The 25658-nt window shown below is 35.8% G+C and carries 33 protein-coding genes; 9 read left to right on the plus strand and 24 right to left on the minus strand.

Annotated features, from left to right (window positions below):
- Positions 1–3 precede the first annotated feature (3 nt).
- From nagA to scpA, 4 genes are all read right to left on the minus strand, one after another.
- A complete protein-coding gene (gene nagA / locus FS802_RS16105; protein WP_002107769.1) occupies positions 4–1146 on the minus strand; it encodes an N-acetylglucosamine-6-phosphate deacetylase in 1143 nt (380 codons plus the stop codon).
- A gap of 207 nt (positions 1147–1353) precedes the next feature.
- Positions 1354–2256: a ComEC/Rec2 family competence protein gene (locus FS802_RS16110; RefSeq protein WP_001257291.1), complete on the minus strand. Its 903-nt coding sequence runs from the start codon at positions 2254–2256 to the stop codon at positions 1354–1356.
- A 78-nt stretch (positions 2257–2334) separates the two neighbouring features.
- Positions 2335–2907 carry a segregation/condensation protein ScpB gene (gene scpB / locus FS802_RS16115; protein WP_000375162.1) on the minus strand — a complete coding sequence of 191 codons (573 nt, stop codon included), beginning with the start codon at positions 2905–2907 and terminating at the stop codon, positions 2335–2337.
- Between the two features lie 158 nt (positions 2908–3065).
- The gene (scpA, locus tag FS802_RS16125) at positions 3066–3809 is read right to left on the minus strand and encodes a segregation/condensation protein A (protein WP_001199757.1); all 744 of its coding nucleotides are present in this window, start codon (positions 3807–3809) and stop codon (positions 3066–3068) included.
- A 169-nt stretch (positions 3810–3978) separates the two neighbouring features.
- Here scpA and FS802_RS16130 point away from each other — a divergent pair, with 169 nt between their 5' ends.
- Complete coding sequence (locus tag FS802_RS16130; protein WP_000510194.1) at positions 3979–4074, plus strand: YjcZ family sporulation protein; 96 nt, start codon at positions 3979–3981, stop codon at positions 4072–4074.
- 97 nt (positions 4075–4171) lie between these two features.
- On the plus strand, positions 4172–4690 hold the full coding sequence (locus FS802_RS16135) for a DUF309 domain-containing protein (RefSeq protein WP_098653324.1): 519 nt from the start codon (positions 4172–4174) through the stop codon (positions 4688–4690).
- Between the two features lie 20 nt (positions 4691–4710).
- Here the strand turns inward: FS802_RS16135 and ribT are convergent, their stop codons facing one another.
- The 3 genes from ribT to FS802_RS16150 all read right to left on the minus strand — a co-directional run bounded on the left by ribT (position 4711) and on the right by FS802_RS16150 (position 5985).
- Positions 4711–5079 carry a GNAT family N-acetyltransferase RibT gene (gene ribT / locus FS802_RS16140; protein WP_000908397.1) on the minus strand — a complete coding sequence of 123 codons (369 nt, stop codon included), beginning with the start codon at positions 5077–5079 and terminating at the stop codon, positions 4711–4713.
- 67 nt (positions 5080–5146) lie between these two features.
- Positions 5147–5329, minus strand: coding sequence for a hypothetical protein (locus tag FS802_RS31560; RefSeq protein WP_098653418.1), 183 nt, complete (start codon positions 5327–5329; stop codon positions 5147–5149).
- Positions 5330–5547: 218 nt separating this feature from the next.
- Entirely contained in the window at positions 5548–5985 is a 438-nt protein-coding gene (locus tag FS802_RS16150) for a peptidylprolyl isomerase (protein ID WP_000853785.1), read from the minus strand.
- A gap of 187 nt (positions 5986–6172) precedes the next feature.
- Between FS802_RS16150 and FS802_RS16155 the strand changes: the two genes are divergently transcribed.
- A complete protein-coding gene (locus FS802_RS16155) occupies positions 6173–7039 on the plus strand; it encodes a DUF1002 domain-containing protein (RefSeq protein ID WP_000850512.1) in 867 nt (288 codons plus the stop codon).
- Positions 7040–7070: 31 nt separating this feature from the next.
- Here the strand turns inward: FS802_RS16155 and FS802_RS16160 are convergent, their stop codons facing one another.
- From FS802_RS16160 to dacF, 14 genes are all read right to left on the minus strand, one after another.
- Entirely contained in the window at positions 7071–7874 is an 804-nt protein-coding gene (locus FS802_RS16160; RefSeq protein WP_002096335.1) for a Cof-type HAD-IIB family hydrolase, read from the minus strand.
- Between the two features lie 95 nt (positions 7875–7969).
- The gene (spoVAF, locus tag FS802_RS16165; RefSeq protein WP_048562394.1) at positions 7970–9442 is read right to left on the minus strand and encodes a spore germination protein SpoVAF; all 1473 of its coding nucleotides are present in this window, start codon (positions 9440–9442) and stop codon (positions 7970–7972) included.
- Positions 9429–9998, minus strand: coding sequence for a stage V sporulation protein SpoVABEA (gene spoVAEA / locus FS802_RS16170; protein ID WP_001254417.1), 570 nt, complete (start codon positions 9996–9998; stop codon positions 9429–9431). Before spoVAEA ends, spoVAF begins: the two co-directional genes overlap by 14 nt.
- 5 nt (positions 9999–10003) lie before the next feature.
- On the minus strand, positions 10004–10354 hold the full coding sequence (gene spoVAE / locus FS802_RS16175) for a stage V sporulation protein AE (protein WP_000345909.1): 351 nt from the start codon (positions 10352–10354) through the stop codon (positions 10004–10006).
- 3 nt (positions 10355–10357) lie between these two features.
- Positions 10358–11374, minus strand: a complete 1017-nt coding sequence (gene spoVAD / locus FS802_RS16180) for a stage V sporulation protein AD (protein WP_098653322.1) — start codon at positions 11372–11374, stop codon at positions 10358–10360.
- A gap of 13 nt (positions 11375–11387) precedes the next feature.
- Positions 11388–11846, minus strand: a complete 459-nt coding sequence (gene spoVAC / locus FS802_RS16185; protein WP_098124045.1) for a stage V sporulation protein AC — start codon at positions 11844–11846, stop codon at positions 11388–11390.
- Between the two features lie 14 nt (positions 11847–11860).
- Positions 11861–12277: a stage V sporulation protein SpoVAB gene (spoVAB, locus tag FS802_RS16190; RefSeq protein WP_000572950.1), complete on the minus strand. Its 417-nt coding sequence runs from the start codon at positions 12275–12277 to the stop codon at positions 11861–11863.
- Positions 12270–12890 carry a stage V sporulation protein SpoVAA gene (spoVAA, locus tag FS802_RS16195; protein WP_000438359.1) on the minus strand — a complete coding sequence of 207 codons (621 nt, stop codon included), beginning with the start codon at positions 12888–12890 and terminating at the stop codon, positions 12270–12272. The genes spoVAB and spoVAA overlap by 8 nt, the downstream gene beginning before the upstream one ends.
- Before the next feature lie 116 nt (positions 12891–13006).
- Positions 13007–13105 carry a methionine/alanine import family NSS transporter small subunit gene (locus tag FS802_RS16200; RefSeq protein ID WP_000016829.1) on the minus strand — a complete coding sequence of 33 codons (99 nt, stop codon included), beginning with the start codon at positions 13103–13105 and terminating at the stop codon, positions 13007–13009.
- Entirely contained in the window at positions 13105–14631 is a 1527-nt protein-coding gene (locus tag FS802_RS16205; RefSeq protein ID WP_144525174.1) for a sodium-dependent transporter, read from the minus strand. The genes FS802_RS16200 and FS802_RS16205 overlap by 1 nt, the downstream gene beginning before the upstream one ends.
- Positions 14632–14768: 137 nt before the next feature.
- A complete protein-coding gene (sigF, locus tag FS802_RS16210; RefSeq protein ID WP_000350733.1) occupies positions 14769–15527 on the minus strand; it encodes an RNA polymerase sporulation sigma factor SigF in 759 nt (252 codons plus the stop codon).
- Positions 15528–15539: 12 nt separating this feature from the next.
- A complete protein-coding gene (gene spoIIAB, locus FS802_RS16215) occupies positions 15540–15980 on the minus strand; it encodes an anti-sigma F factor (protein WP_001243399.1) in 441 nt (146 codons plus the stop codon).
- Positions 15981–16331, minus strand: a complete 351-nt coding sequence (gene spoIIAA / locus FS802_RS16220; RefSeq protein WP_000059133.1) for an anti-sigma F factor antagonist — start codon at positions 16329–16331, stop codon at positions 15981–15983.
- 170 nt (positions 16332–16501) lie between these two features.
- A complete protein-coding gene (dacF, locus tag FS802_RS16225) occupies positions 16502–17692 on the minus strand; it encodes a serine-type D-Ala-D-Ala carboxypeptidase DacF (RefSeq protein WP_064474894.1) in 1191 nt (396 codons plus the stop codon).
- Between the two features lie 166 nt (positions 17693–17858).
- Between dacF and FS802_RS16235 the strand changes: the two genes are divergently transcribed.
- From FS802_RS16235 to FS802_RS16250, 4 genes are read left to right on the plus strand one after another with little or no spacing between them, the layout of a single operon-like run.
- On the plus strand, positions 17859–18278 hold the full coding sequence (locus tag FS802_RS16235; RefSeq protein ID WP_000548033.1) for a GntR family transcriptional regulator: 420 nt from the start codon (positions 17859–17861) through the stop codon (positions 18276–18278).
- The gene (locus FS802_RS16240) at positions 18244–19125 is read left to right on the plus strand and encodes an ABC transporter ATP-binding protein (RefSeq protein WP_098653321.1); all 882 of its coding nucleotides are present in this window, start codon (positions 18244–18246) and stop codon (positions 19123–19125) included. The genes FS802_RS16235 and FS802_RS16240 overlap by 35 nt, the downstream gene beginning before the upstream one ends.
- Positions 19115–20176, plus strand: a complete 1062-nt coding sequence (locus FS802_RS16245) for an ABC transporter permease subunit (protein ID WP_098653320.1) — start codon at positions 19115–19117, stop codon at positions 20174–20176. Before FS802_RS16240 ends, FS802_RS16245 begins: the two co-directional genes overlap by 11 nt.
- Before the next feature lie 12 nt (positions 20177–20188).
- Positions 20189–21253, plus strand: a complete 1065-nt coding sequence (locus FS802_RS16250; RefSeq protein WP_098653319.1) for an ABC transporter permease subunit — start codon at positions 20189–20191, stop codon at positions 21251–21253.
- 24 nt (positions 21254–21277) lie between these two features.
- On the opposite strand, the gene FS802_RS16255 is transcribed toward FS802_RS16250, so the two are convergent.
- On the minus strand, positions 21278–21823 hold the full coding sequence (locus tag FS802_RS16255; protein WP_000820923.1) for a hypothetical protein: 546 nt from the start codon (positions 21821–21823) through the stop codon (positions 21278–21280).
- Between the two features lie 102 nt (positions 21824–21925).
- Complete coding sequence (locus tag FS802_RS16265) at positions 21926–22345, minus strand: MarR family winged helix-turn-helix transcriptional regulator (protein ID WP_001003312.1); 420 nt, start codon at positions 22343–22345, stop codon at positions 21926–21928.
- Positions 22346–22505: 160 nt separating this feature from the next.
- On the opposite strand from FS802_RS16265, the gene FS802_RS16270 reads away from it, so the two are divergent.
- Positions 22506–23177, plus strand: coding sequence for an SIMPL domain-containing protein (locus FS802_RS16270; RefSeq protein ID WP_001161444.1), 672 nt, complete (start codon positions 22506–22508; stop codon positions 23175–23177).
- Between the two features lie 134 nt (positions 23178–23311).
- Positions 23312–24601: an NCS2 family permease gene (locus tag FS802_RS16275; RefSeq protein ID WP_098653318.1), complete on the plus strand. Its 1290-nt coding sequence runs from the start codon at positions 23312–23314 to the stop codon at positions 24599–24601.
- A gap of 34 nt (positions 24602–24635) precedes the next feature.
- Here the strand turns inward: FS802_RS16275 and corA are convergent, their stop codons facing one another.
- The gene (corA, locus tag FS802_RS16280) at positions 24636–25598 is read right to left on the minus strand and encodes a magnesium/cobalt transporter CorA (RefSeq protein ID WP_064475085.1); all 963 of its coding nucleotides are present in this window, start codon (positions 25596–25598) and stop codon (positions 24636–24638) included.
- Between the last annotated feature and the right edge of the window lie 60 nt (positions 25599–25658).

A 25658-nucleotide genomic window follows, 5' to 3' on the forward strand; every position in this document is an offset into this window, starting at 1 on the left:
TAATTACTTCCCTTCCTTCATATGAATTCCTAAACGAACCGTATCATATACATGTAAATCTTCATTCATCACAACAAAGTCTGCATCTTTTCCTACCGCTAATGCACCTTTATGATTTAATCCAAACTCTTCTGCTTGGTTAACTGATGTCATCAGTACTGCATCTTCGATTGAACAACCTGTAAATTCAATTACATTTCGGAAAGCTTGATCCATTTTTAGAATACTACCAGCTAACGTTCCATCTTCTAATCGAGCACTACCATCTTTTACATGTACTGGCTGTCCGCCAAGCTCATATAATCCATCTTCAAGACCTTTTGCACGCATTGCGTCAGTAATAACACTTACTTTTTTCGGTCCTTTTAATTTATATGCTAATTTCACCATATCAGGGTGAATATGAATACCATCTGTAATTACTTCAACCATTACATCTGGATTTAATAACACATGACCAACAACTCCTGGTTCTCGGTGATGTAATCCACGCATTTGATTGTATAAATGCGTTGCATGTGTAATGTTTCTATTTTTTAGTTGCGCATCAATTGCATCTGTATGCCCCATTGTGCCAACAACACCAGTTTCAGCAAGATACTGTTCAAACTCTAACGCACCTTCTTCTTCAGGTGCATATGTTACTAATTTAATTAGATTCCCGCTTGCTTCCTGCCATTGTTTAAATTGTTCAATATTCGCAGGAACAATATGTTCAAGTGGTTGTGCACCTGCACGTTTTTTAGAAACATACGGTCCTTCTAAGTGAATATATTCGAAATGTGCTCCTTTTTCTTTCGCTTCCTTCGCCGCATGTAGTGCCGCTTCGATTGCTTCTGGAGCTTGTGTCATTGTTGTTGGAAAGTAAGTTGTAACTCCTTCTTTTAACATTTCTTTACCTAGAGTTACTAATCCATCGCTATTTGCATCCATCGCATCAATATCGTACCCACCATGAATATGAACATCAATCATACCTGGAATCACAATCTTCCCTGCCGCATCTAAAACCGCTTCATTTTCTTGTGATACATATTGAGCCATCAAACCAATTTCTTTAATTGTTTCTGCGTAACGAATAAATCCGTTTTCCACTACTTCTTGACCTGTATAAATTTTGGCATTGATGACAACTTGCGTTTTCATTTTCATCGATCCTTTCCCATGAAATACCTACTTGTTATTATTACCTTATTCGCCTAATTCCATCTTAATATATGCACGAGTAGTTGTCTAGACATTCGAATAAAATTTCCTCTTTGTTTAACAAAAAGGAAACTTAGTACGTCTCTTGCAATTATAATATATGTTATTCAGTTTTCCAAAAAGGGAGAATATCCCCTATCATATTTCTCACTTAAGTAATGGCATTAATCCACTAGAGCCTATTGTAATATGCTCGCCGTCTGTTTCCATTTCTACTGTACGTTTGTTTGTTCCATATATCATTATACCATGCTGTTTTAAGCGTCTTACTACACTTTGATGCGGATGTCCATACGGATTTCTGCTTCCATATGAAAGAATTGCAAACTGTGGTTCTACTTTCTTTATAAACATTTCACTTGTTGAAGTATAGGAGCCATGATGTCCCACCTTTAACACATCTGCATGTACATCAAATTGCTTTAATATTTCAGTTTCCGTCCGCACATCAGCATCACCCATTAGTAAAAAATCCGCTTTTCCGTATCGTACCTTTAACACAATTGAAGATTCATTATTTTCGTCTTTTGATTTCCCATTGTTTAATACTTGTATGGAAACATGCGGATCTAGCGGTATGTATTGTCCCTCTTTTACTGAAACGAAAGGAATTCCTCTTTTTTTAATATGATTCCGGTATGTGTGATACGTAAAAGAACTATATGTTTTTCCACTATCTAATATAAGTGCTACCGGCATTTGCTCTACAATCGGAATGAGTCCTCCAATGTGATCCATATCAGGATGCGTACTGACGATAGCATCTAAATGGTTAATCCCTTTTTCGATTAGTTTTTGAATGATAACCTCACCTGCTTCATAAGGTCCCCCATCAATTAACATCGTTTGTCCATTTGGCAATGTAATAAGTGTCGCATCACCTTGCCCAACTTTAAAAAAACTCACTTTCATTTTACCAAAATGTTGCCGCTGCATATGTAAAGGAGACGCGGTATGAATAGACATCATATATCTTTTGGCCGATGCACTATTTAAAGAAAAGCATAATAAAACAGAAACTAACAATAAAATACTTCGCATACTTCTCATAACTCGTCTCCTTTTTTCAATTAGTATGGCACGGTATATAATTGATATACAAAAAAAGCTTAGCAAAATGCTAAGCTTTTATTTCGATATCTCCTGTAAAGAACCAAAGAATAAATCTGCTTCATTCATTTGTTCATTCTCTTCAGAAAGTGCCGGTAAATCATCTAATGTTTTCAATCCAAATGTATCCAAAAATTCTTTCGTTGTTCCATATAAAATAGGACGCCCTGGACCTTCTGCTCTTCCCATTTCTTTTATAAGTAAGTGTGAAACTAACGTTTGTAACGCCTTATCGGTTTTCACCCCTCTAATCTCTTCCATTTCAGTCCTTGTAATAGGTTGACGATATGCCACAATCGCTAACGTTTCTAAAGCAGCCTGAGAAAGTGAAGCAGCTGTTGGGATATCTATTAATTTTTGATAGTACGAAGCATGTTCTTTCTTTGTAGCAAAACGATATACTTTTGCATACTGTACAATTTGCAAACCGCGGTGTGCACCTTCACATTCTTTTTGCATTTCTTCTAAAATATCGATTACTTCATTTCCTTCAATTTCAAGCACTTTCGCTATTTGTTCTGGATAAATCCCTTCATCACCAGAAACAAATAAAAGCCCTTCAATGATTGATTTCTGTTCTTTTCTATCCATTTTACGAGCTCCTTCCTCCAATTTTCTCCATAAAAATACACATCAAAAAACCGAATCACAATTAATGCGTTCGGTTCAATATTTTTTCTCTTGTTCCAAACGATACATTCAAACCTAGCATGAGATATATTATTTCCATCCCATTTTCCATACTAAATCTATGCAGATTTAGTAGAGCTTGATACGAAAATTTCATCAAAATTATGTTCTTGTTCAATTATGATTTGTTGATTTTTCATAAGCTCAAGAACCGCTAAAAATGTTACAACCATTATTTCCCGTTCATCATCAACAAACAAATCATAAAAACTTTGACGACCACCTTGTATTTCTAACTGTTTTAAAATATCAATCATGCGCTTTTCAATTGGTATTTCTTGACGAGTAATACGTGTTGTTACAGGTTTCTTTGCTTTTTTACGGCGCATTAATTTTTGAAATGCCGCTAGCATATCATATAACGTAACATCAAGAGGCAAGTTTGTCTCCTCTTCTTGTTGTAACGATGTAAAATCAATTGGCGGACGTGTATATAGCTGTGCTCTTTCTTGTTCTCTTTCTTTTAGCTCAGTAGCAACTTGCTTATATTTCTTATATTCAATTAACCTCTCCATCAATTCTTGACGAGGATCATCTATAAAGTCATCACCGTTATCAAGTACATCTTCTTCATGTTTCGGCAACAACATTTTACTTTTAATTTGTAATAAAGTCGCAGCCATTACTAAATACTCACTTGCAACATCTAATTGTAGTTCTTTCATCGTATGAACATAAGATAAATATTGCTCTGTAATTTCCGCTACAGGAATATTATATATGTCAATTTCATAACGATGTATTAAATGTAACAATAAATCTAAAGGCCCTTCAAAAGCCTCTACTTTAAAATTATACTGCACAAAGCATCCCACCACATTTTTTCTATAACAACATAAGTATAGAGCATACTCATGTTCTATCCAACCTTTTTAAGAAATTTAATTAAAAATAGACCTATGCCTATATCATCATGCCCACCGCTTCATATGATAACAGTGTAGTAAGAACAATGTAGGAGGTCAAAAAACTATGGGTCACGTTGATTGCGGTTTTAGCGGTGGGTTCGCATTACTTGTTGTATTGTTTATTTTACTAATTATTGTAGGGGCAGCTTGCTTCTGCTAATATGAACAATAACGACTAGGGACAATTCCCTAGTCGTTTATTGTTTATATTTCTATGATACACTTGTATTTATAACCGTTAAACAGGGGTGAAGAAAATGTATCCTACCGAATACATCCAATTTTTAATTCATTTTCACGGAGATTATGATTATTTTGAGTGCCACGAAATACTGGAAGAATATTGGAAAACAAAACCGAGAGAAAATCGTGATAATTATTTAGTCGGTCTTATTCAAATTGCAGTTTCTTTATACCATCAAAGACGCTCTAACTGGAATGGCGCAGAGAAAATGATGAAAAGCGCCATAAAGATTTTAAAAATAAACAGTGCACCTTTACTACGTTTAGGAATAAATCAGACACAACTTCTATGCTTACTCCAGGATAGATTGCAATCTATACAGAAAGAAGAGAGTTTTACACCGTTATTTTTACCATTATCGGATACAGCATTAGAAAAGCACTGCATGGAATTATGTCAGAAACAAAACCTTCCTTGGAAAGACGTGAATGCTACTTCTAATGAATATATAATACATAAGCACACATTACGTGATCGAACAGAGGTCATCGCTGAACGAAACGAACAATTACAAAAAAGAAAGCAGAGATAATAAACTACTTATCTCTGCTTTCACGAATGTATATTTTGTTCTAGCCCTTTACACTTTTTGCAAAAACTTGCTGTTTGCTCATTTCCGCAAATTGTAAACTCAAGAAATTTACTCTTTAACTCTTGAACCATCTTCGTCCCAATACCCATATGACGGTGAGACGGGTTCACACTCAAATGCTGAATTTCCAACACTTGATTCTCTTTTTTTACAATCCCCATTATCCCAACAAAATCTTCGTTTTGTTTCCACAAATACAATTGCCAATCATCTTTTGCTTCATAATCTTTCATAGTCAATTGTAATGTTTTTACATCTTTTTCAGTTGGCATAAATGAAAGAAGCCCCATTGCAATCTTTTCATAACTTTTTTTAAAACGAATTAACATAACCCTTATCCCTTCTTACAAAAGTTACAAACTATTAATCCCCTCAACCACTCTTTTCATATCACATTCATTTTACAATATTTTCAACAGAGTGAGAAGGGCCTAAAACAACTTGATAATCATACAAAGCGAAAAGAAGAAAGTCAAATATATGTTTCATTACTATTTTTTCTAAGTAGATTAAAGAAGAAACGCTGTTATATGAAAGCAAAAAGAAACATCCACCGCTCATTACCACTTCAATATTCATCACCTGAGAGCAAATGAATTCTAGCAAAATTAATGTAATAAAAATATTTCTTGAAACATGTAATTTAATGTATTCTATGTAATTTGTTAAAATTTTGTTCTTATAGGCGCCATATTTTCGCTTCAATACAGTACTACTTGTATCATGTACTGCAAACGAAATACCCATTCCTATTAAAAAAACAAAAAAGAGAGCCATAGCTCTCTTTTCCCATTAACTTATTCTTCCCAAACTTTAACTTCTTTCATTACATCGCCTTGACGCATGTTTAATACTGTTTCAATACCGCTTGTTGCTTTACCGAATACAGTATGTACACCATCTAAATGCGGTTGTGGCTCATGAACAACAAAGAATTGGCTACCGCCTGTATTACGGCCAGCATGAGCCATAGAAAGTGAACCTACAAGATGTCTATGAGGATTTCCATCAGTTTCACATGGGATAGAGTAACCTGGGCCACCTGCACCTGTTCCTGTTGGATCTCCACCTTGGCTTACGAAGCCAGGAATAACGCGGTGGAATGTCACACCATCATAAAATCCTTGCTCTGCTAGTTTTTTAAAGTTTTCTACTGTTTTTGGTGCCTCTTCTGGGAAAAATTCTAAATCGATTTTTTCACCATTTTCCATTAATATGTATCCTAAAGTTTTCATACGTATATGTCTCCTTTCAACTATCTCAGCACTATATTACCACATTCATGACTAGAAACAAAAAGAATCCGACAATCTAGATACTTCTTTTTCGAAATGTGGAAAAAGCTAGGTGACAAATAAGAAATATATACTATAATAACTGTGTTGCCCGAAAATTTTAGAAAGAGAAAGGGAGCGATTTTTCGTGAAAACGAAATTACTAGCTCTGCTATTGGCTGTAACGGTATTTATGATGCCAACAGCTTCGTTTGCAGACATCATCGAAGGAGAATCAATTGTTACACTAGGAGAAAACTTGTCTGAACAACAAAAACAAGATCTGTTAAAAGAAATGAAAGCACCAAAGGATGCTACAATCATTACTGTGTCTAATGCGGAAGAACATAAATTTCTAGAAGGGATTGTTCCAAAAGCGCAAATTGGTACGAGAGCAATTTCCTCTTCTATGATTACATACACAAAACCAGGGTCTGGTCTCATTGTACGTTCAAAAAACATTAATTCGATAACAGATGCAATGTACACAAACGCACTTATTACAGCAGGTGTGAAAGATGCAGAAATTCAAATTACTGCACCATTTAAAGTTTCAGGAACTGCTGCTTTAACCGGTTTAATGAAAGCCTATGAAACAACATCGAACAAAGCAATTCCTGAGGAAGTAAAAAAAGTAGCCAATGAAGAAATGGTGCAAACAGCCCAGCTCGGCGATAAAATTGGTGAAGAAAAAGCAGTTCAACTTGTTGCAAAAATTAAAGAAGAAATTGCCAAAGAACAGCCAAAAACGACTGAAGATTTACGTTCATTAATTCAAAAAATTGCGGATCAACTTGGCATTACATTAACGGATGAACAGTTAGATAACTTAGTTGCGCTATTTGATAAAATGAAAAATCTTAATATCGATTGGAATCAAGTTGGCAGTCAGTTAAATAAAGCAAAAGAACACGTTTCTGCCTTTTTAGGATCTGAAGAAGGGCAAGGTTTCCTAGATAAAGTTAAAGATTTCTTCTCAAGTATCATTGATTTTGTTAAATCGTTATTCAAGTAAAAAGAAGCTCGTCAGTGACGAGCTTCTTTTTTTATACAAGTAATGGCAATTTCATAACAGCTTCTTCGACCGAACGAACAATATGATTTGCCTTCTCCTTCACATATGGATGAGCATGATGTAGAGTAAATGAATGCGGAGTTACTTCAAACATAGAAATATCATTGAAAGAATCTCCAATGCATGCAACTTCATTTGCTTCAATTTGTAAATGTTCCATTAGTCGCCTTAAAGCACTCCCTTTACTTACTCCCCTTGGCATAATGTCAACATAGCGTTTACCCGACATAAAAACTTCCGCTTCGCTCTGAAATGTATCTCGTAACTCTTGATCTAATGCTGCAATTGTCTCTTCTTCCCCAAAAACAAACAATTTCGCAGGATGTACAGTCTTACCAAATTCCTCTTCTAATGCTTCTATTTCAGCAATATGCACGCCCATATACGTTTCAAAAGTATGATGATGTTCATTCTTTCTTTTTGTATACCGTTGCTCATTTGCACAAACAATATCTGCTAGTCCCTTTTTATGGATATATCGATATATTTCCTGGGCAATCCCATCTTCAAAACTTGATTCATGAAATATTTTTCCATCCGGCAGTAACATCGTTGCTCCATTTAAACTAGTTGTGTAATACGGGAATGCAAACCTATTTACGACTTCATCAATTCGATGAGTAAAGCGGCCAGAGGCAAAACAAATATTTGTCCCTTTTTCAGCTAACCAACAAAGTGCACGTTCATCTTCTTTTTGCATATGATTCACATTGTAAACGAGCGTATCATCTAAATCACTTACAAATAATTTAATCATGTCCTCTTCCCCTTCCATACACAATATCTACTCTAAGTGTACACAAAAAATGTTTGATTTTTGTTAAAAAACAATAAATTTTCGATAAAAAATAAGCAGGAGATTAATCCTGCTTATTTTTGCCTTCTTACATTTTGAGGTTTTACAATACTTGGGCGCACTTTTAAACTAGACATCGTTGGACGGAGTAGAATTTTTGTTAACGCTCCCCAATCAAATGGTAAAAACGGCCATAAATACGGTGTTTGTAAACTTTTTATAGACGTTAAAAATAAAATCAATATCGTCATTCCAACTACAAATCCCATTTCATGAAATATACCTGTCAAAATAATGACAAATAGCTTTCCGACTTTATTCCCAAGCCCTAATTCATAACTCGGTGTTGCATATGCTCCGATCATAGAAACTGCTACGTATAAAATTACTTCTGGTACAAACAAACCTACATCAATGGCAATTTGACCAATTAATATGGCAGAAATTAATCCTGCTGCAGACGACAATGATGTCGGTGTATGAATGGCAGCCATCCTTAAAAATTCGAGTCCGATTTCGGCCATCAAAATTTGTAATAAAATTGGTAAATGCGTCATCTTGTTCGGTCCAATGAAAGCAAGACTTTCCGGTAAAAGAGTTGGATCAAAAACAAACACTAACCAAAATGGCAATAAGAACAGTGAAAATATAACACCTAAAAAACGTACCCAACGTAAAAATGTACCTACAGCTGGATTTTGCCTAAACTCTTCTGCATGCTGTAAATGATGAAAATATGTTGTCGGTGTAATCATAGCACTTGGCGATGTGTCAACGAGTACTAACACATGTCCTTCTAATAGATGATTTGCTGCTACATCTGGTCTTTCTGTATATCGAATAAGCGGGAAGGGATTATAGCCTTGTTTAACTACAAATTCCTCTATCGTTTTATCCGCCATCGTAATCCCGTCTACTTCAATGTTATTTAATTCTTGTTTTATAATTTTAACTAAATCCGGATTTGCAACATCTTGTACATATGTAATACAAACATCCGTTTGTGATCTATCTCCTACTCGAATCATTTCATTTCGAAGACGTGGGTCACGTATCCTTCTACGAATTAACGCTGTATTTACAACGATATTTTCAACAAATCCATCCCTTGCACCACGTACTACCTTTTCTGTATCTGGTTCTGTCGGCGTCCGGCCCGGATAACTACGAACATCTATTGCAAACGCTTCTGTTTCACCTTCCACAAATATAACGATGAGTCCTGATAATACTTGAAGCATTACCTCATCCATCGTTTTCACTTTGCTTACTTGTTGATGGATTAAACGATTCTCTAAAAGCTTCACTGTATCTTCTTCTACATCCCTTATCTCATTTGTATCCACCGCTTCTTCTAAAATAGGGATAATATAATTTGTATCACAAAGTCCATTTACAAATAACACACCAATTTCTTTATTCAAAATTTGAAATTTACGAATGCCAACGTCGTATGTAACACCCAGTCCAGCTGTTTGCTTTAAGTAATTTTCATTATCACTTATGAAAGATGAAATAGGGATTTCCACTTTTTTAGGTTTCGTCATAAAAACCACTCCTTTCCAAAATTAATTGAATCGCTTTTCTAGTAATAGGTGATCCTCTCTCCCATTCATCGTTTCCACACATCTTACCAATATCACCAACTCCCACAATGACAGGAACATTCAGATCATCTAAACAATAAATTGTATCTCCGCTAATTCTGCCAATTTCACCATCTGGAAGTCCAAATTTATCAACACCGTATTCGGTTAAATTCCCGTTCCGATCTACACTGACATCTACACGTGCCCATTCCCAATGATGTGTATTAGACGCTACTGCCAAAATCCCCAGTACATCAATTTGTTTATGTGTGGCTACATATTTTAAAGCCTTTTCACCAGATCCTTCTCCAATAAATCCACTGTCATCAAACATGACAAATACAGGGTCATATGGCGTTTGCATAATAAGCTCAACAACTTTCTTCCCTGTCAATTTGGTTGGATTACTTTGTGATGCTGAAATACACCTTCCCCCAAATTCCTTCGTTAAAAGCTCAATTGTCCGCTTTGCATATTCATCTCCATCTGTGACCAAAACAACCCTTCGTCTCATTTGATTTATCCTTTCGGTTTACATATAAGTGCTACAAAAAATGAAAATAAAATCGCTGCAGAAATGCCTGCAGACGTTAAACTAAACATACCCATACCAATCCCAATATATCCGTGTTTTTCTGCCGCATGCATTGCCCCATGTAATAGTGAATGTCCAAAACTTGTAATAGGAACTGTCGCACCAGCACCAGCAAACTTTATAAGCTTATCGTACAATCCGAATCCATCTAAAACTGCTCCTATAACTACAAAGGTAGCCATTAAATGGGCTGGTGTTAACTTTGCGAAATCTAACAATACCTGTCCAATTACACAAATGGCGCCTCCTACAAGAAATGCATATATAAAATCCACAATTCACTCTCCCTTCACTCTCTCAAATACGACACCATGTGCAATTGTTGGAATGGTTTCTTTCTGCTGCATCATCATCGGACTTAATAACGCGCCAGTAGCAACGACAAAAATTCGTTGTAAATTCCCTTTTTGCATCTCGCTTAATAAATGACCATATGTGACAACAGCTGAACAAGCACAACCACTACCACCGGCAAATACTTCTTCTTGACCGGAATCATAAATCATTAATCCGCAATCATTATATATATGCCCAAGATCATAACCTTCTTCCAGTAACAGTTGTTTTGCGATTGGTGTCCCAATAGCTGATAAATCACCGGTAACAATCAAATCATAATCTGCTGCACTCCTCTTCAAATCTTCAAAATGTTGTTGAATTGTATGAGCAGCAGCAGGTGCCATCGCCGACCCCATATCTAAAGGATTCGCAATCCCTAAATCTTGCACTTTTCCAATCGTAGCTGCCGTAATTTTAATGGCACTTTTTTCTTTACTAATTAATATGGATCCCGCACCTGTAACAGTGGAATTTGCTGTTCCTGGTTTTTGTCCCCCATACTCTGTTGGATAACGGAACTGTCTTTCAGCCGTTGCATTATGACTACTTACCGTCGCTAAAACACGATTTGCGAATCCACCATCTATAAAGGCTGATCCAACCGCTAAAGTCTCCATCGAGGTTGCACAAGCGCTAAACATCCCTAAAAAGGGAATCCCCCACTTACGCGCAACATAATTTGCTGTCACTGTTTGATTTAATAAATCACCTGCTAAAAAGAAATCAATTTGTGATGTCTTTACATTTCCTTTTTGCAAGACTTGTTGAATTGAATCTGACATTAATCTTCGTTCAGCAAGTTCCCAGTTTTCCTCTCCGCAATGTAAATCATCATATGAAATATCAAAAGCCTTTCCAAGAGGGCCTTTCGCTTCTTTTGGACCGACAGCAGTACCGGTTGCATTCACATAAATATCATTTTGAAATACCCACGATTGTTTTCCGGTCAACCTCATACTAGCCCCTCCTTTAAGACATAAAAATGTTAAAAGTATATCTTATTAATCCAATAACGTATGCACCAACGACCCCAAAAACGATAACACTTCCCGCTAGCTTAAACATATTTGTAGCAACCCCAAGCACAATTCCTTCACTCTTATGTTCTAGCGCAGCGCTCGCCATAGAATTCGCAAATCCCGTAACAGGTACGGCCGATCCCGCTCCAGCAAATTGACCGATTTTATCATATACACCACAACCTGTTAAAATCGCCGATAGTAATACAAGCGTTGCAACCGTCGGATTTCCTGCCTCTTGTTCACTGAAATGAAAATAATGTATATAAAATTTCATCAATACTTCTCCGACAGTACAAATGAATCCACCTACAAGAAATGCCTTGACACAATTTAGGTAATAGTTTGGTTTTGGATGGTACTCCTTCACTTTATTTATGTAATCATCCTTTAGTTTTCGCCCTGTCATTTATATATTGCCTCCTACTTTACGAAATAAATCCAGTGAAACAATGAGCCTATTACTTTGCCAAGTACAAGAGCAACGAGTAAAACAACGATTTTCCCTTCTACCCCTACTCGTTTCGCTAAAATAGGTAAAACATTTAACACTTCTGTTAATGCGGCTGCAAGCATTCCAATGAATGTGCCACAAAATAGTCCTAATATAACAAGCCAATATTGCGATGTTTGAAATGTAATGTTTTTCAAACTACACCAAGCTCCTGTTAACGTACCTGCAATAACTGCCCACTCAAAATATTGAATGTGCTTTCCACTTCTCGTTAATTGAGCTAGTCGGGGGATTATACCAAGTACAGCTAAAAATGCGACATATCCGCTACCTACTGCAATTCCTCCCGCTAAACCAATTAAAATAACAAGCCCAGACTCAATCATCGGCAAGTTGTTTCATATTGTCCTTGTTTTCATGAACAATTACATATTGGTCAAGTGACTGCTGGTATTGGAACATCTCCACTTCTAACGGACTCGGCTCTTCATTAATTCGCTTTTGAAATACATGATTAAAAAATAAAACCATACCTAACCCAAGACCTACTGAATAAGGAATTTGAAATAGAAGTGGTTGTGCCTTAAATTCTCCCGTAATCATGTAATATAACCGCTGGTGTACTTGTTGCATACTTACATCTTCATGGAAATAAATGATCGCAAGAGCCGCTCCAATAAAAAGTAACAACCATACAAGTCCGAAGAAAATCGGATGTACTTTCTTTTTTTCATATATAATTTCAACAAGAGTTTGTCCAGAACCGAGTAAATTAATTTGTATATGAGCCGCTTTTTGTTGAATAATCTCAATAATTTTCATAACATCAATTACAACATGCGTCTTATCATGCGCTGTTATTTTGTAAACTACCTCATTCTGTAATGACTCAACTACCATAGCATCTCCGGCAAGTTGAGCGACATCACCCAGTTTCACTTCATACGTAGGAGAAACTTTTAATCGATTACGCATTTTAATATAAATTGTTTGTTCCAATTTCCATTCACCTCTTCACTCTTCCTCGTAGTTGTAGTATGGTTATTGAATTTTTTTCTAATACAATTTTTTCATAAAAAAACATCTGTACCGTTTCGGTACAGATGTTTTTTAGTTTATGCCTTTTTCTTAAATAAATTTGCAATACTTAATGCGAGTCCTCCCCAAATGACTACCATACCAATAACCATCATCATAATCGCTGATCCGCTCATTATGAAACACCCCGATCTTTCCATTCTTTTTCAAGCTTAGCAGAATCTGAATGTATTTGTGCATTCCATTTCTTTATACTAATGATTAGTGCAACGATAAGGAACGCTGCTGCAATTGACCAACCATATGTTACGACAAACTCCGTTGGATAATCTCCGTAGTTCTTTTTAATATTTTGGATTGTCCCATCAATTAACATGTATCCTAACATAAGCGGGGTAATAACGAGTAAACTCACTCTCCAAAACGTCCCTAACTTAATATCAGATACGAAGTTTGCGTGATTTTGATAAGCTGGTAAACGGCGTAGAATGAGCCCTATCGTAACTACTTCCACTAATGCAATTGAAATTAACCCGAAGTTATTAGCGAAATAATCAACAACATCTAGGAACATAAGCCCACCACGTGTTGCAAAAACAAGAGACACTAGTACGAGAAGCGTTCCCATAATTCCAATTGTTTTTTGGCGGCTTAAGCTGAACTTTTCAGATACGGCCGCAAAACATACTTCCGCAAGCGAAATGAGGGATGTAATTCCGGCAACCGTTAATGATAAGAAAAACAATACGCCAAATAACGGTGACATCGGTAATTCATTAATAATTTGCGGGAATACTACGAATGCAAGTCCTACACCAGCACTTGCTACTTTATCAACTGGTACTCCCATATTGTTTGCCATAAATCCAAGAGCTGCAAAGACCCCAATCCCTGCTAATAATTCAAATCCTGAGTTTGCAAAGCCAGTAATAAAGGCATTATTTGTTGTATCTGAGTTTTTCGGTAAATAACTAGAATACGTAATCATAATTCCAAATGCTAAAGATAAGCTAAAGAAAATTTGACCATAAGCAGCAAGCCATACCTTCCCATCAAAAATACGACTCCAATCTGGTTTGAAGAATGCATCTAATCCTTGCATCGCACCTTCCATCGTCACTGCACGAACTACGATAATAAGGAACATAACAACTAGTAAAGGAATGAAAATGCGGTTAACCACTTCGATTCCTTTTTTAACTCCTTTGAATGCAACACCAAGCACAATAATCCAAACGAGAGCTAATGGAATCAATACTTCCGGCACAAGCCCCCCAAACTGCCCTGGCTTATCTGCAACATGTAAGTACTCTTTAAATAAAAATGATTGCGTGTCTTTCCCCCATGCTCCAGTAATTGCAAAGTACGTATATGAAATAGACCAAGCAATAATTACTGCATAATATGTTGAAACGATAAATGTTACACACATTTGCCACCATCCGATGAATTCAGCACGCGGACTAATACGGAAGAACGTAAGTGGCGCTGAACCACGGTGACGATGCCCAAGAGCAAATTCAAACGCCAATAATGAAATACCAGTCGTTAATAATGCGAATAAGTACGGTAAAAAGAATGCGCCTCCCCCATTTTCATACGCTGTATAAGGAAAACGCCATATGTTTCCTAATCCAACGGCAGAGCCGACCGCTGCGAAAATAAATCCAGCCCTCGTTCCCCATTGTTGCCTCGTTTCCATATTTTCTTCCCCCTTTGTGACAAGTTCATACTTGGATTATATTTTAAATTTACTATATCACCAATAAATTCTGTTAATTTTTGCGAAAGTTTACAATTCCTACTAAATTAAAGTCATAAAAAAAATCGAATAGATAGCTATTCATCTATTCGATCTTTCATCTGTTTTAATATTTTCTTTTCAAGTCTTGAAACTTGTACTTGCGAAATGCCTATTCGTTCCGCTACTTCTGATTGGGTTTGATCTTTATAGTAGCGTAAATACACGATTAAACGTTCTCTATCATCTAATTCTCTAATTGCTTCTTTTAAAGCAATTTTATCAAACCATTTCGTTTCAGATTGATCTGCAATTTGATCTAAAATAGTGATTGGATCCCCGTCGTTTTCATACACCGTTTCATGTATGGATGAAGGAGCTCGACTCGCTTCTTGCGCCAGAACAACTTCCTCTGGCGTTAGTTCTAACGCTTCGGCTACTTCATTAATCGTTGGGGCCCTTCCGAATTCTTTCGAAAGCTCGTCTCTCATCTTTCGAATTTTATTTCCTGTTTCTTTTAAAGATCTACTTACCTTCACTGATCCATCATCACGTAAAAATCGTTGTATTTCTCCAATAATCATTGGAACTGCATATGTTGAAAATTTCACGTCGAAAGATAAATCAAATTTATCTACCGATTTTAATAGCCCAATACATCCAATTTGAAATAAATCGTCTGGTTCGTACCCTCGATTAAGAAAACGCTGCACAACCGACCATACGAGACGCATATTACTTTGAACGATTGTATCTCTCGCTTGTTGATCTCCATCTTGACTTTGTTGAATTAACGCTTTTAGCTCGTGGTCCTTTAACTGAGGTTTCTTCTTCTCATTTTTGACCTCTATGTCCATAGGCTATTCTCCTTAATTGCATAGAGCGTTACTATTTGATAAGTATTTTGTCAAATGGATTGTTGTCCCGAAAGATTCGTTTGAAATAACTTCTACTTCATCCATAAAATTTTCCATGATAGTAAATCCCATTCCGGAACGCTCTAATTCAGGTTTAGTTGTAAACAGGGGTTGTCTTGCTTCATCTAAATCAAAGATGCCAATCCCTTCATCTCGAATCGTGAGTTTCACCATTGCTTCTTCCAAAATTACAGAAATATAAACAACACCTTCTGCATTTCCTTCGTACCCATGAATAATTGCATTCGTAACTGCTTCTGACACAACTGTTTTAATCTCCGTAAGTTCTTCCATCGTTGGGTCTAGTTGCGCAATGAACGCTGCTACTGTAACGCGAGCGAACGATTCATTTTGACTTAATGCTGAAAATTGAAGGTTCATTTCATTTCTCATTTATGCCACCCCCAACGTCGCGAGCGCATGCGCTTCACTTTCTTCTAAACGAACAATTTTAAATAAGCCTGACATTTCAAATAAACGTTTAACAGGCGGTGAAATTGCACAAACAACCATTTCTCCACCTAATCCCTTTACATGCTTATATCGGCCTAATATAACACCTAAACCAGAACTATCCATAAACGATAAGTTCTCTAGGCTCAAAACAATATGATGAACACCATGTGTCTCAATCATATCTGTTACTTTCGTTCGCAACTCTTCAGCAGTATGATGATCTAATTCACCCGCTAGTCTCACACATAGGACGTCACGTTTTACTTCTAATTGCATGGAAAGACTCACACGATTTCCTCCTTATGCTCAAACTTTACTCATTTACATACATAAAGATTTTCGTGATACAACATAAGAATCCTTCCTACTGACAAAAGAAGAACTATTTCGCCATAAAGTGAAACTATTCAGCAATTATTTACTTTCATACGAATAGAAAAGCGGCAAAATATTTGCCGCTATTTTGATGTTGAAAACATCCCAAAACTTCTTTTAAATAACTCCCACCAGCTCGCTGCAGCAACATCTTCTTTTGCTACAATTGTTTGTTTTAATAAAACATCTTTATCTTTTTTAATAACTAGTGTACCAAGCGCGTCACCTTTTTTAATCGGCGCTTTCACTTTCTTTTCAGCAATTACTTCTTGCTTTACTTTGTCCATATTTTCGCCCTTCTTCATAAGAAGAGACACATTGTCTGACGCAACTAAATCTACTTTTTCTTTTTTCCCTTTTCCTACTTGTACAGTCTTAATTTTTTCGCCTCGTGTATACATTTTTTTTGTCATATATTGTCCAAATGCGTAGTCAAGAAGCTTTGTTACTTGGTTGTTCCGTTCTTTCGATGTAGGTGCTCCCATAACAACTGAAATAACACGCATCCCATTCTTTTCAGCCGATGCTGTTAAACAATATTTTGCTTCTGTCGTAAAGCCCGTTTTCACACCATCTACTCCAGGATAAAAACGTACTAACTTATTCGTATTCACGAGCCAAAACTTCTTATCCGTATCTTCACGTAAATAGTCTTCGTATTTACCTGTATATTTGCGAATAAGTGGGTACTTCATCAATTCTTTTGCCATTATAGCCATATCATTTGCTGTGGAATAATGGTCTTTAGCCGGAAGACCTGTTGGGTTTTGAAAATGAGTATTTTTCAGTCCTAAATCTTTCGCTTTTTTATTCATCATATTTACAAAACCTTCTTCTGAACCCGCGATATGCTCCGCTACTGCAACAGACGCATCATTTCCAGATGCAATAGCAATACCCTTTAGCATTTCATTTACAGTCATCTCTTCTCCAGGCTCTAAAAAGATTTGTGATCCACCCATTGAAGCTGCATGCTCACTTGCTCTAACTTTATCGGTCAGTTTTAGTTTTCCTTTTTCAACTTGTTCCATAATTAATAGCATTGTCATAATCTTCGTCATACTAGCAGGTGGTAATTTCTCATTTGGATTTTTGTCAAACAAAACTTTACCTGTATCTTGTTCAATTACAATTGCTGACGACGCTTGTTCCGCTAACTTCGGCGCTGTTTCTTCTGTTTTCTCCTGCTTCGTCTTCTCAGATTGTGCGAAACTAACTGAAGTACCAGAAAGCAATAACATGAAACAAACAAGTATTCCAAAAACTCGCTTCATGACTAACCCTCCATTCTATATCAGACCTATTTTTTCCAATTTTTTATTTTTTAATACCATATTTTTCTAATATTTTCAGTTGACAAATACATTCATTAACTATATTGTATTAAGTGTATTACACACAGTAGTACACTTAATACACGTCAGAAAGGAGACATTGCTCTTGCATATTCAACTTGATCCAAGAAGCAACACTCCGATATGGGAACAAATTGTTCAAAATATAAAAGAACTCGTATTGAAAAACATGTTAGCTCCAAGTGATAAACTTCCTTCTGTACGCGAACTCGCTTCTTTACTCGTTATAAATCCAAATACAGTGAGTAAAGCGTATCAAGAGTTAGAGCGACAAGGGATTATTGAAACATTACGAGGAAAAGGAACATTTGTATCCCAATCGATTACCCCAACATTAGACGAAAGGAAAATCGCTATGGTTGAAAAGCAATTTCATCAATTACTATTAGAAGCCTCTTATCTTGGTGTTACGAAAGATAAAATTCATGATTGGATAGATTCATACTACAAAGAGATTGGAGGAAATGCGGATGCTGAAAGTGACAAGCTTGAAGAAAACAATTGATAATCAAACAATTTTAGATGATGTTTCTTTCACGTTACAAAGAGGAAGTATTATCGGATTACTCGGAAGAAACGGTGCGGGGAAAACAACTTTATTACGAACGATGGTCGGTATTTTAGACCCTGATGCCGGGACTGTTACATATGAAGATACAAACATTCATCAGTGTCCTGAAATAAAGCAAAAAATCGTATATGTTCCGGATTCTACTAACATACTGAACGGATATACGGTAAAAGAAATTGTAAAGTTTTATAAAGAAGTTTATACCGCATTTGATGAAGCATATTTCTATGAACTGTTAGAACGTTTTAACTTACCAAACAAACGAATTCGTAGTTATTCAAAAGGAATGAAAGCACTCCTTGCCATCATTTTAGCCGTTTCTACAAAAGCAGAATATATCATTTTAGATGAACCGACAAACGGACTTGATCCTATCGTTAAAAGGAAAATTTTACAGTTTCTCGTTGGAGAAGTTGCAGAAAAAGAGATTACCATTTTCATCTCAACTCACCATTTAGATGAAGTGGAACAAATTGCAGATACAATCATTATATTAAAAGGCCATACTATATCGTCTATTACATCACTAGACGATGCAAAATCACGATTTGCTAAAATCCAAGTTGCTTACGAACGTTCATTACCTCAAAAACTAGAAAACTTAAGCAATATTAGAATATTAAATCAAACAGGAAAAGTATATACAATCTTAATTGAGGGAAATGTGGCTACAACACTGGAGAAGTTTTATAAAGAACAACCTATACTCATTGAAGAATTAACAATGTCACTTGAAGATGTCTTCGTTACGACACTAGAGGAGGATGGGTATGTTTCATAAGGCGTTATGGATGTGGAATTGGAAGCGCGGGAAATATGCTGTACTACTGTTCTTCTTTTATACACTTTATCTTCTATCTTTCGGATACTATAAAGCAGCTCAGCAACAACTTGCTAATTATTATAAATTACATGAAAAGGGAACGTTCTATTATGATTATGCTTTTTGGTCAAATACAGGTAATAGTTTTTGGATAACTATCCTTATTATTTCTATTGCTTGTCTATTAATAGGGTGGGAACGTAGCAGCCAGTCTAATGCACTACTTTTAACAATGCCATTTAAAAGAAAAGATGTTTTCTTATCTAAATGGGCTTTCGGTTCATTTTGGATTATTGGGTCTCTCCTTGTAAACTGGGGGCTTATGTACGTTATTTATAGAACAACGATTCATTTTGATTATCAATCATTCGGGACATTTCATCGATACTTTCTTTATGCAATTGTTTCATATGTTGCAGTATATACAGCTGCATTATGTATCGGTGCCTTTACTGGAAGCGTTGTTTCACAAGTTGTTTTTTGTATTCCTTGGTTACTAATGGGTCTTACATTTATTTCATTGCTGTACAATTTTACAATAAATCATTTAGATGCTCAAAATAATAGAAACTCTCACTTATATGAAAGTCTTTCTGAAATAAATAATAAAACAAATATTGTTGCACCAATATATAATTTTTCTATTTATTACGATTATGATCCAAAATCACGTAAAAAAGAAAACGATCCAAACACTTTAAGAGATCCAGCATCTTATAGATATTATTCAGCTAAATCCATATTGGTCCCGATTTTTTATACAATATTTTACTTACTACTTGGCGCATATTTATATACAAAATCACCAAATGAAAACACTCAAAAGATATTTATTTTCCAAAAGCATTTACGAATATGGATATGGGGGACAACCCTCTACTTTGCATTACTAGGTGGCTATAAAATAAATCAATTTTTTTTCTTACCTAGCTACTATATCAGTTTGTTTCTCGCTGGAATCATTACTTATGTTGTATTATCACGCCTAACAAATTATAAAGTTTTTTAAAGGAGAGATCCTATGTTTCAAAAAGCATTGTGGCTAAGAACGTATCAACAAAGTAAATATGTTGTATGGTTATTTTGGCTCGTCAGCTTCTATACTTTGTCATATAAATACTATATGACTTCTATTCAACAGCAACAATTTCTAAATGACAATAAAAAGTGGAACTCTATATATCACTATCACTTTGATTTAACACTTCTAGATTCTGTCATGCTGTTAGGTAGCGTACTGATCGTTCTAGCTTGTAAGTTAATTGGATGGGAAAGACAAAATAACTCTAGCGACTTGTTATGGTCTATGCCATTTAAACGTTCACACCTCTATATAACAAAGTGGTTGTTTGGAATCTGTAATATCGCCACTGTTGTCATTTTAAACTGGGGACTATTTGCTATTATGAAAAAGTTGACTTTTCATAATAAATATCAAGTATTCTCCCCCTTTCATAGTTACTTTATATACATGTTAATTGTATTAATTGCTATTTATACAATTACCTTATGTGTAGGTACAATTACAGGGAATATTATATCGCAAGGATTTCTCACTACAGCTATATTAATCTTCCCAGTTTTACTTCCATCACTTATCTCAGGAGTCATTGCTGTTCACTCAAACACTGAATTTCATGAGGGCAATGGCCTTATACATGATCTGATGGAAAACATACGTATTTCTAGTCCAGCAGAAGAGTTTACTATTAGCTTTAATTACGATCCTCAAAACGCTTATACTGATTTAAATGGAGTGCGTCATAACGAACCAAACTTTACAAAGATTCCCCCGGCAAAAACATTGCTTGGACCTATCGCACAGATCATTATTTTATTACCACTCGGTATATATTTATATGCCCGTTCAGTCAATGAGCGAAATGGTAACTACTTATTATATCCGAAACTACAAAAAGTAGTTTTAGCTTGTGCGATTTTCTTTGGTGGGATCGCTGGAGGTTTAATGCTAAGTCGCGCGCAGTCATTGTCCAGCTTTTACATCGGATTTTTAGCGACTAGTTTAATTACGTATTTCTTCCTACCTAAAATATTAAAATGGAAAGTCTCTTGGAATTTCAAATGAAATAACCTCCTCTCGATGAGGAGGTTATTTCACATTCTCTCTTCTTTTCCCATACTCTTTCTCTTGCTTCGTTCCAAAACCGTCACCATTTGCCACGATTTGATCTGTTGGAGCAACTATACTTTCAGCAATTCTCCATTCTCCCCCTTGTTGAATAAACACTTGCATAAAATAATTCATGCCATTTAACTGATACGGATTTTCTTTTTTCACTTCATAACGAGCTGCAACATAGTATACTTGCACATTCTCAGCTTCAAACTTAGAAATATATTGCGATAATCTCGGGATATACTGCGATGCTTTCTGAAGTGGAAGCTGTTTTACTTTTATAAGAGAAGACTTTGTCACATTGCTTATCGTATCTTCATGCCGAATGTTATCACTATGATGAAATAAAATAGCATTCTGCATTGAACGAATCCATAGTTTTGAATATAAAACAGGTTGCTTATTTGAAATATGTTGTAATTCTTTCTGAACGACTTGAAGAGGCGTAGCCGCATCCGCGAACTGATTAAAGCAGAAAAAACTTCCAATCATAATGAAAAGCGTACAAATACGTTTCATAATTTTTCACTCCGATTCTTTTTAATTAAAGTATTGGAGTTTCAAAATGTTTTTATTCAAAAGAAAAAGGATAGGAAAGCTTTCGCTTCCTATCCTCATTTATTATAATACGCGGCCAAATAAATCTAAAACCATCTCGATTTCTTGGTCGCTCCAACCTTTAAATCTCTCTTTATAATATTCTTTACGCACAGCTTCAAGTTTTTCAGTTACTTCTCTTCCGTGTTCTGTAATTTCTAGGTACACGATACGACGGTCTGAATTTGAACGCTTTCTTTCTACAAACCCTTTTCGTACGAGACGATCAGTAACAGCTGTAATATGACTGGAGGTTACGTTTACTTCACTCGCAATTTGCGAAGCCATCTGTGGACTGTTTAAAAATAACGCGCGTAATACAGAAAATTCATTGTATGGCATATGTTCTGCAAAACGTGTATTAATATCATTTTGTAATAAACGTATCATCTTTCGGAATGATCCGGATAACTCTAAAATCAGTGTTTCTCTTTTTTCGTTCACTAGCCTCGTCCCTTTTTTATCATATTTACACATATTATAATCTATAAATACCTATGTTGTATATGCTTTCTTCCCTCAACATTCTCATTTATGTAACTTTTTTCATATAAATTTCTTTTTTGTTCACACATATACATATAAATAAGGATGGTGATGGAAGATGCAAGGTGGAATGAATCCTTATTTACACAACGTACGTACAGCTAATACTGGTAAAGAAGCTACCATTACGGTGCAAGGTGAAGGCGTTGTAAAAGCAAAACCCAATGTTGTTATATTAACGATTGGTATTCGTACAGATCATAAAAATGTAAAACAGGCACAAGAAGAGAATGCAGTGCAATCAAAACAATTATTGGATGCACTAAAACAACTAGGTATTGCCGACAAAAATATAGAAACCATTTCATATACAATTACGCCCCAGTACGAATATGTAAATGATAAAGCATTATTACAAGGATATCGTGTGGAACATTTGTATGAAATTACCGTTTTAAATGTACAAAAAGCAGGGGAAGTATATGATATAGCCGTTTCAAATGGAGCAAACTTAGCAAAAGGGTTACGTTTTCGAATATCTCATCCAAATAAATATTATGAGCAAGCTCTCATTCAAGCTCTGCAACAAGCGGTAGAAAAAGCTCGTGCTATTGCGAGTACATACAATTTAAACATTAATCCTGTTCCACTCTCATTCGTTGAAGAATCTGCCCAATTACCACGGGAAGTGACGTCCTATGCTACTTTACATGCGCAAGCAGCTCCGCCCATTCAATCAGGAGAATTAGAAATCATTTCAACAATACGAGCGATTTTTACGTATTTATAAATAATTTCTTTTACAAGTAAACGTTATCATTTTCCTTGTTGTAAAAACATGATGTTCTGATATAATAAAGGACGGTGAGCTCTTACGAAAGAGATATCACGGGTGGGAGAGGGATATGAAAAAGAAGGTTTAACATGAAAGGAATACTTGAAAGAACATTTAAATTAGGTTTACACAAAACATCACCAAAACAAGAAGTTTTAGCTGGAGTTACGTCATTTTTCACAATCGTATATATTATGATTGTAAATGCATCAATTTTATCGGATGCTGGCATTCCTCTTGAAGCTGGAATTTTAGCAACTGTTTTCAGTTCATTTGTCGGATGTCTGCTCATGGCATTTTGGGCAAATGCACCTGCTATTCTTGTCCCTGGTATGGGCGTAAATGCATTCTTCACGTACACTGCTGTGCATACGCTCGGATTAGCTTGGCAGGAAGCATTAGCAGCTGTCTTCATCTCTGGTATTATTTTTGCAATTGCTGCGTTTACACCAATCGCTCGCGTGCTTTCAGTATCGATTCCAAAGTCATTAAAGGAAGCTATTACTGTCGGCATCGGATTATTTTTAGCATTTATCGGATTGCAAAAAGGTGGTTTAGTCGTTTCGAATCCAAATACTGCTGTTGCAATGGGTAAATTAAGTAACCCTGTCGTTCTTGCGACACTACTTACTCTTATCGTTGCACTTGTACTATTTATTCGTAACGTACGTGGAAACTTTTTATGGACGATTGCAATAGGAACTGGTATTGCATGGCTATTTGGTCTTGTTGATACAAGTCAAATCGGAAATAGTTCATTCTCATTCGCTAATTACGGCGATGTGTTTGGAGCTATGTCATTTGGCAAACTTTCTTCCTTACCGTTTTGGATTGCAACATTCTCCTTAAGCATGGTGCTTATTTTTGAGAACATGGGACTACTGCACGGTTTATTAGAAGATGACCGTAAATTCCCACGTGCTTACCAAGCCAATGCAATTTCAGCAATGACATGTGGTCTATTTGGCACAAGCCCTACCGTATCAACAGTAGAGAGTGCCGCAGGTATTACTGCAGGCGGAAAGACAGGTCTGACGTCTATCGTTACAGGGTTGTTATTCTTTGCATCACTGTTTGCACTTCCGTTTGTGAAACTAATTCCTGATAGTGCCATTGCACCAATCTTAATTATTATTGGCGGCCTGATGATTACAAGCATTCAGCAAATTCCTCTGAACGATTTTTCAGAAGGATTTCCAGCGTTCTTAATTATCGTCATGATCCCGCTCACATATAGTATCGCTGATGGCATTGCGTTCGGATTTATTGCTTATCCTATCTTAAAAGTTGCTCTTGGAAAGCGTAAAGAAGTCGCACCGTCTATGTATATCGTTACATGCTTATTCTTAGCCATGTTTGTATTACATGCTATTGGTTAAGTAAAAACACCGAGGAAAATCCCTCGGTGTTTTTTTACTTAAACCATCCTTTTTTATAAAACCAAGCCATCATGCCACCGCCAATTAGCGCCATTAGAAGTAGACAAACAAAATAACTATATTGTCCACCAAGCTCCGGCATATGCGTAAAGTTCATTCCGTATACTCCCGCAATAAATGTTAATGGCATGAAAATAGTCGAGAATACAGTTAATGTTTTCATAATGTTATTCATATGATGTGAGTTTAATGAAAAATAGCTATCTCGAATATCTGCCGTTAACTCTCGGCTTGCCTCAATCATTTCTGTTAGTTTAAGCAAATGGTCATGTATATCTTTAAAGTAAATCTCATGATCACTTATACCGTAAAAACGAGTCGAATTTAAAATACGATACAATAAATCACGCATCGGAATGATTGTGCGCCTTAGCTTCGATAAATCTGCACGTATATCAAATACTTCTTCTAATACACTTCCCGCTGTCTCACCCGTTAAATTATCATCAATTGCATTTAAATGATCCTCAATGTAATATACAGGCGCAAAATAGTCATCTACAATTTGGTCGATAATTGTATGAGCTACGTGTAAAGGACTATTTTTAATACGCTTCTTTTCTCCAAGTGTTTTCCATACTCTTTCGATTGCATTGTTATGAGAAAAGTGGAAAGAAACAATAAAACGATCACTAATAAATAAATCGATCTCGTGCGGTTCTAATCCATCCTCACCAAATGCATGAAGAACTAAAAAGTTATATCCATCATAAAAATCAACTTTTGGCCTCTGTACATATTCTATACAGTCTTCAATTGCAAGGGGATGGAACTTAAAATGATCTTGCAAAATGTATGTATACTCTTCTTTCGTTGGCTTATATAAATCTAGCCAATACCATACAATATGGTCTTTCGTTGTTTCTTCTAGCGAAACATCATATAATACTTCATCTGTTTTTGTTATTGCACAAATTCTAATCATAATTTCACCCATTATTATTATAAACAAAAAATAGCAAAAAAAGCCAAGGAGAAATACTCCTTGGCCCTTTTT

It is taken from the genome of Bacillus sp. DE0042 (assembly GCF_007680225.1).
Classification (GTDB): Bacteria; Bacillota; Bacilli; order Bacillales; family Bacillaceae_G; genus Bacillus_A; species Bacillus_A wiedmannii.

What these genes read in the sequence shown, in the direction of transcription:
- FS802_RS16245 (WP_098653320.1), top strand. Translation starts at nt 19,115, where the DNA reads ATGTTTCATAAGGCGTTATGGATGTGGAATTGGAAGCGCGGGAAATAT.
- FS802_RS16275 (WP_098653318.1), top strand. Translation starts at nt 23,312, where the DNA reads ATGAAAGGAATACTTGAAAGAACATTTAAATTAGGTTTACACAAAACA.
- sigF (WP_000350733.1), bottom strand. Translation starts at nt 15,527, where the DNA reads ATGGACATAGAGGTCAAAAATGAGAAGAAGAAACCTCAGTTAAAGGAC.
- ribT (WP_000908397.1), bottom strand. Translation starts at nt 5,079, where the DNA reads ATGTTAATTCGTTTTAAAAAAAGTTATGAAAAGATTGCAATGGGGCTT.
- FS802_RS16135 (WP_098653324.1), top strand. Translation starts at nt 4,172, where the DNA reads ATGTATCCTACCGAATACATCCAATTTTTAATTCATTTTCACGGAGAT.
- FS802_RS16240 (WP_098653321.1), top strand. Translation starts at nt 18,244, where the DNA reads ATGCTGAAAGTGACAAGCTTGAAGAAAACAATTGATAATCAAACAATT.
- scpB (WP_000375162.1), bottom strand. Translation starts at nt 2,907, where the DNA reads ATGGATAGAAAAGAACAGAAATCAATCATTGAAGGGCTTTTATTTGTT.
- FS802_RS16250 (WP_098653319.1), top strand. Translation starts at nt 20,189, where the DNA reads ATGTTTCAAAAAGCATTGTGGCTAAGAACGTATCAACAAAGTAAATAT.
- spoVAF (WP_048562394.1), bottom strand. Translation starts at nt 9,442, where the DNA reads ATGACGAAACCTAAAAAAGTGGAAATCCCTATTTCATCTTTCATAAGT.
- FS802_RS16150 (WP_000853785.1), bottom strand. Translation starts at nt 5,985, where the DNA reads ATGAAAACTTTAGGATACATATTAATGGAAAATGGTGAAAAAATCGAT.
- FS802_RS16270 (WP_001161444.1), top strand. Translation starts at nt 22,506, where the DNA reads ATGCAAGGTGGAATGAATCCTTATTTACACAACGTACGTACAGCTAAT.
- spoVAC (WP_098124045.1), bottom strand. Translation starts at nt 11,846, where the DNA reads ATGACAGGGCGAAAACTAAAGGATGATTACATAAATAAAGTGAAGGAG.
- dacF (WP_064474894.1), bottom strand. Translation starts at nt 17,692, where the DNA reads ATGAAGCGAGTTTTTGGAATACTTGTTTGTTTCATGTTATTGCTTTCT.
- FS802_RS16110 (WP_001257291.1), bottom strand. Translation starts at nt 2,256, where the DNA reads ATGAGAAGTATGCGAAGTATTTTATTGTTAGTTTCTGTTTTATTATGC.
- FS802_RS16255 (WP_000820923.1), bottom strand. Translation starts at nt 21,823, where the DNA reads ATGAAACGTATTTGTACGCTTTTCATTATGATTGGAAGTTTTTTCTGC.
- FS802_RS16200 (WP_000016829.1), bottom strand. Translation starts at nt 13,105, where the DNA reads ATGAGCGGATCAGCGATTATGATGATGGTTATTGGTATGGTAGTCATT.
- FS802_RS16205 (WP_144525174.1), bottom strand. Translation starts at nt 14,631, where the DNA reads ATGGAAACGAGGCAACAATGGGGAACGAGGGCTGGATTTATTTTCGCA.
- spoVAEA (WP_001254417.1), bottom strand. Translation starts at nt 9,998, where the DNA reads ATGAGACGAAGGGTTGTTTTGGTCACAGATGGAGATGAATATGCAAAG.
- spoIIAB (WP_001243399.1), bottom strand. Translation starts at nt 15,980, where the DNA reads ATGAGAAATGAAATGAACCTTCAATTTTCAGCATTAAGTCAAAATGAA.
- FS802_RS16160 (WP_002096335.1), bottom strand. Translation starts at nt 7,874, where the DNA reads ATGGAAGGGGAAGAGGACATGATTAAATTATTTGTAAGTGATTTAGAT.
- spoVAB (WP_000572950.1), bottom strand. Translation starts at nt 12,277, where the DNA reads ATGATTGAGTCTGGGCTTGTTATTTTAATTGGTTTAGCGGGAGGAATT.
- spoVAD (WP_098653322.1), bottom strand. Translation starts at nt 11,374, where the DNA reads ATGAGGTTGACCGGAAAACAATCGTGGGTATTTCAAAATGATATTTAT.
- FS802_RS31560 (WP_098653418.1), bottom strand. Translation starts at nt 5,329, where the DNA reads ATGAATATTGAAGTGGTAATGAGCGGTGGATGTTTCTTTTTGCTTTCA.
- nagA (WP_002107769.1), bottom strand. Translation starts at nt 1,146, where the DNA reads ATGAAAACGCAAGTTGTCATCAATGCCAAAATTTATACAGGTCAAGAA.
- corA (WP_064475085.1), bottom strand. Translation starts at nt 25,598, where the DNA reads ATGGGTGAAATTATGATTAGAATTTGTGCAATAACAAAAACAGATGAA.
- FS802_RS16130 (WP_000510194.1), top strand. Translation starts at nt 3,979, where the DNA reads ATGGGTCACGTTGATTGCGGTTTTAGCGGTGGGTTCGCATTACTTGTT.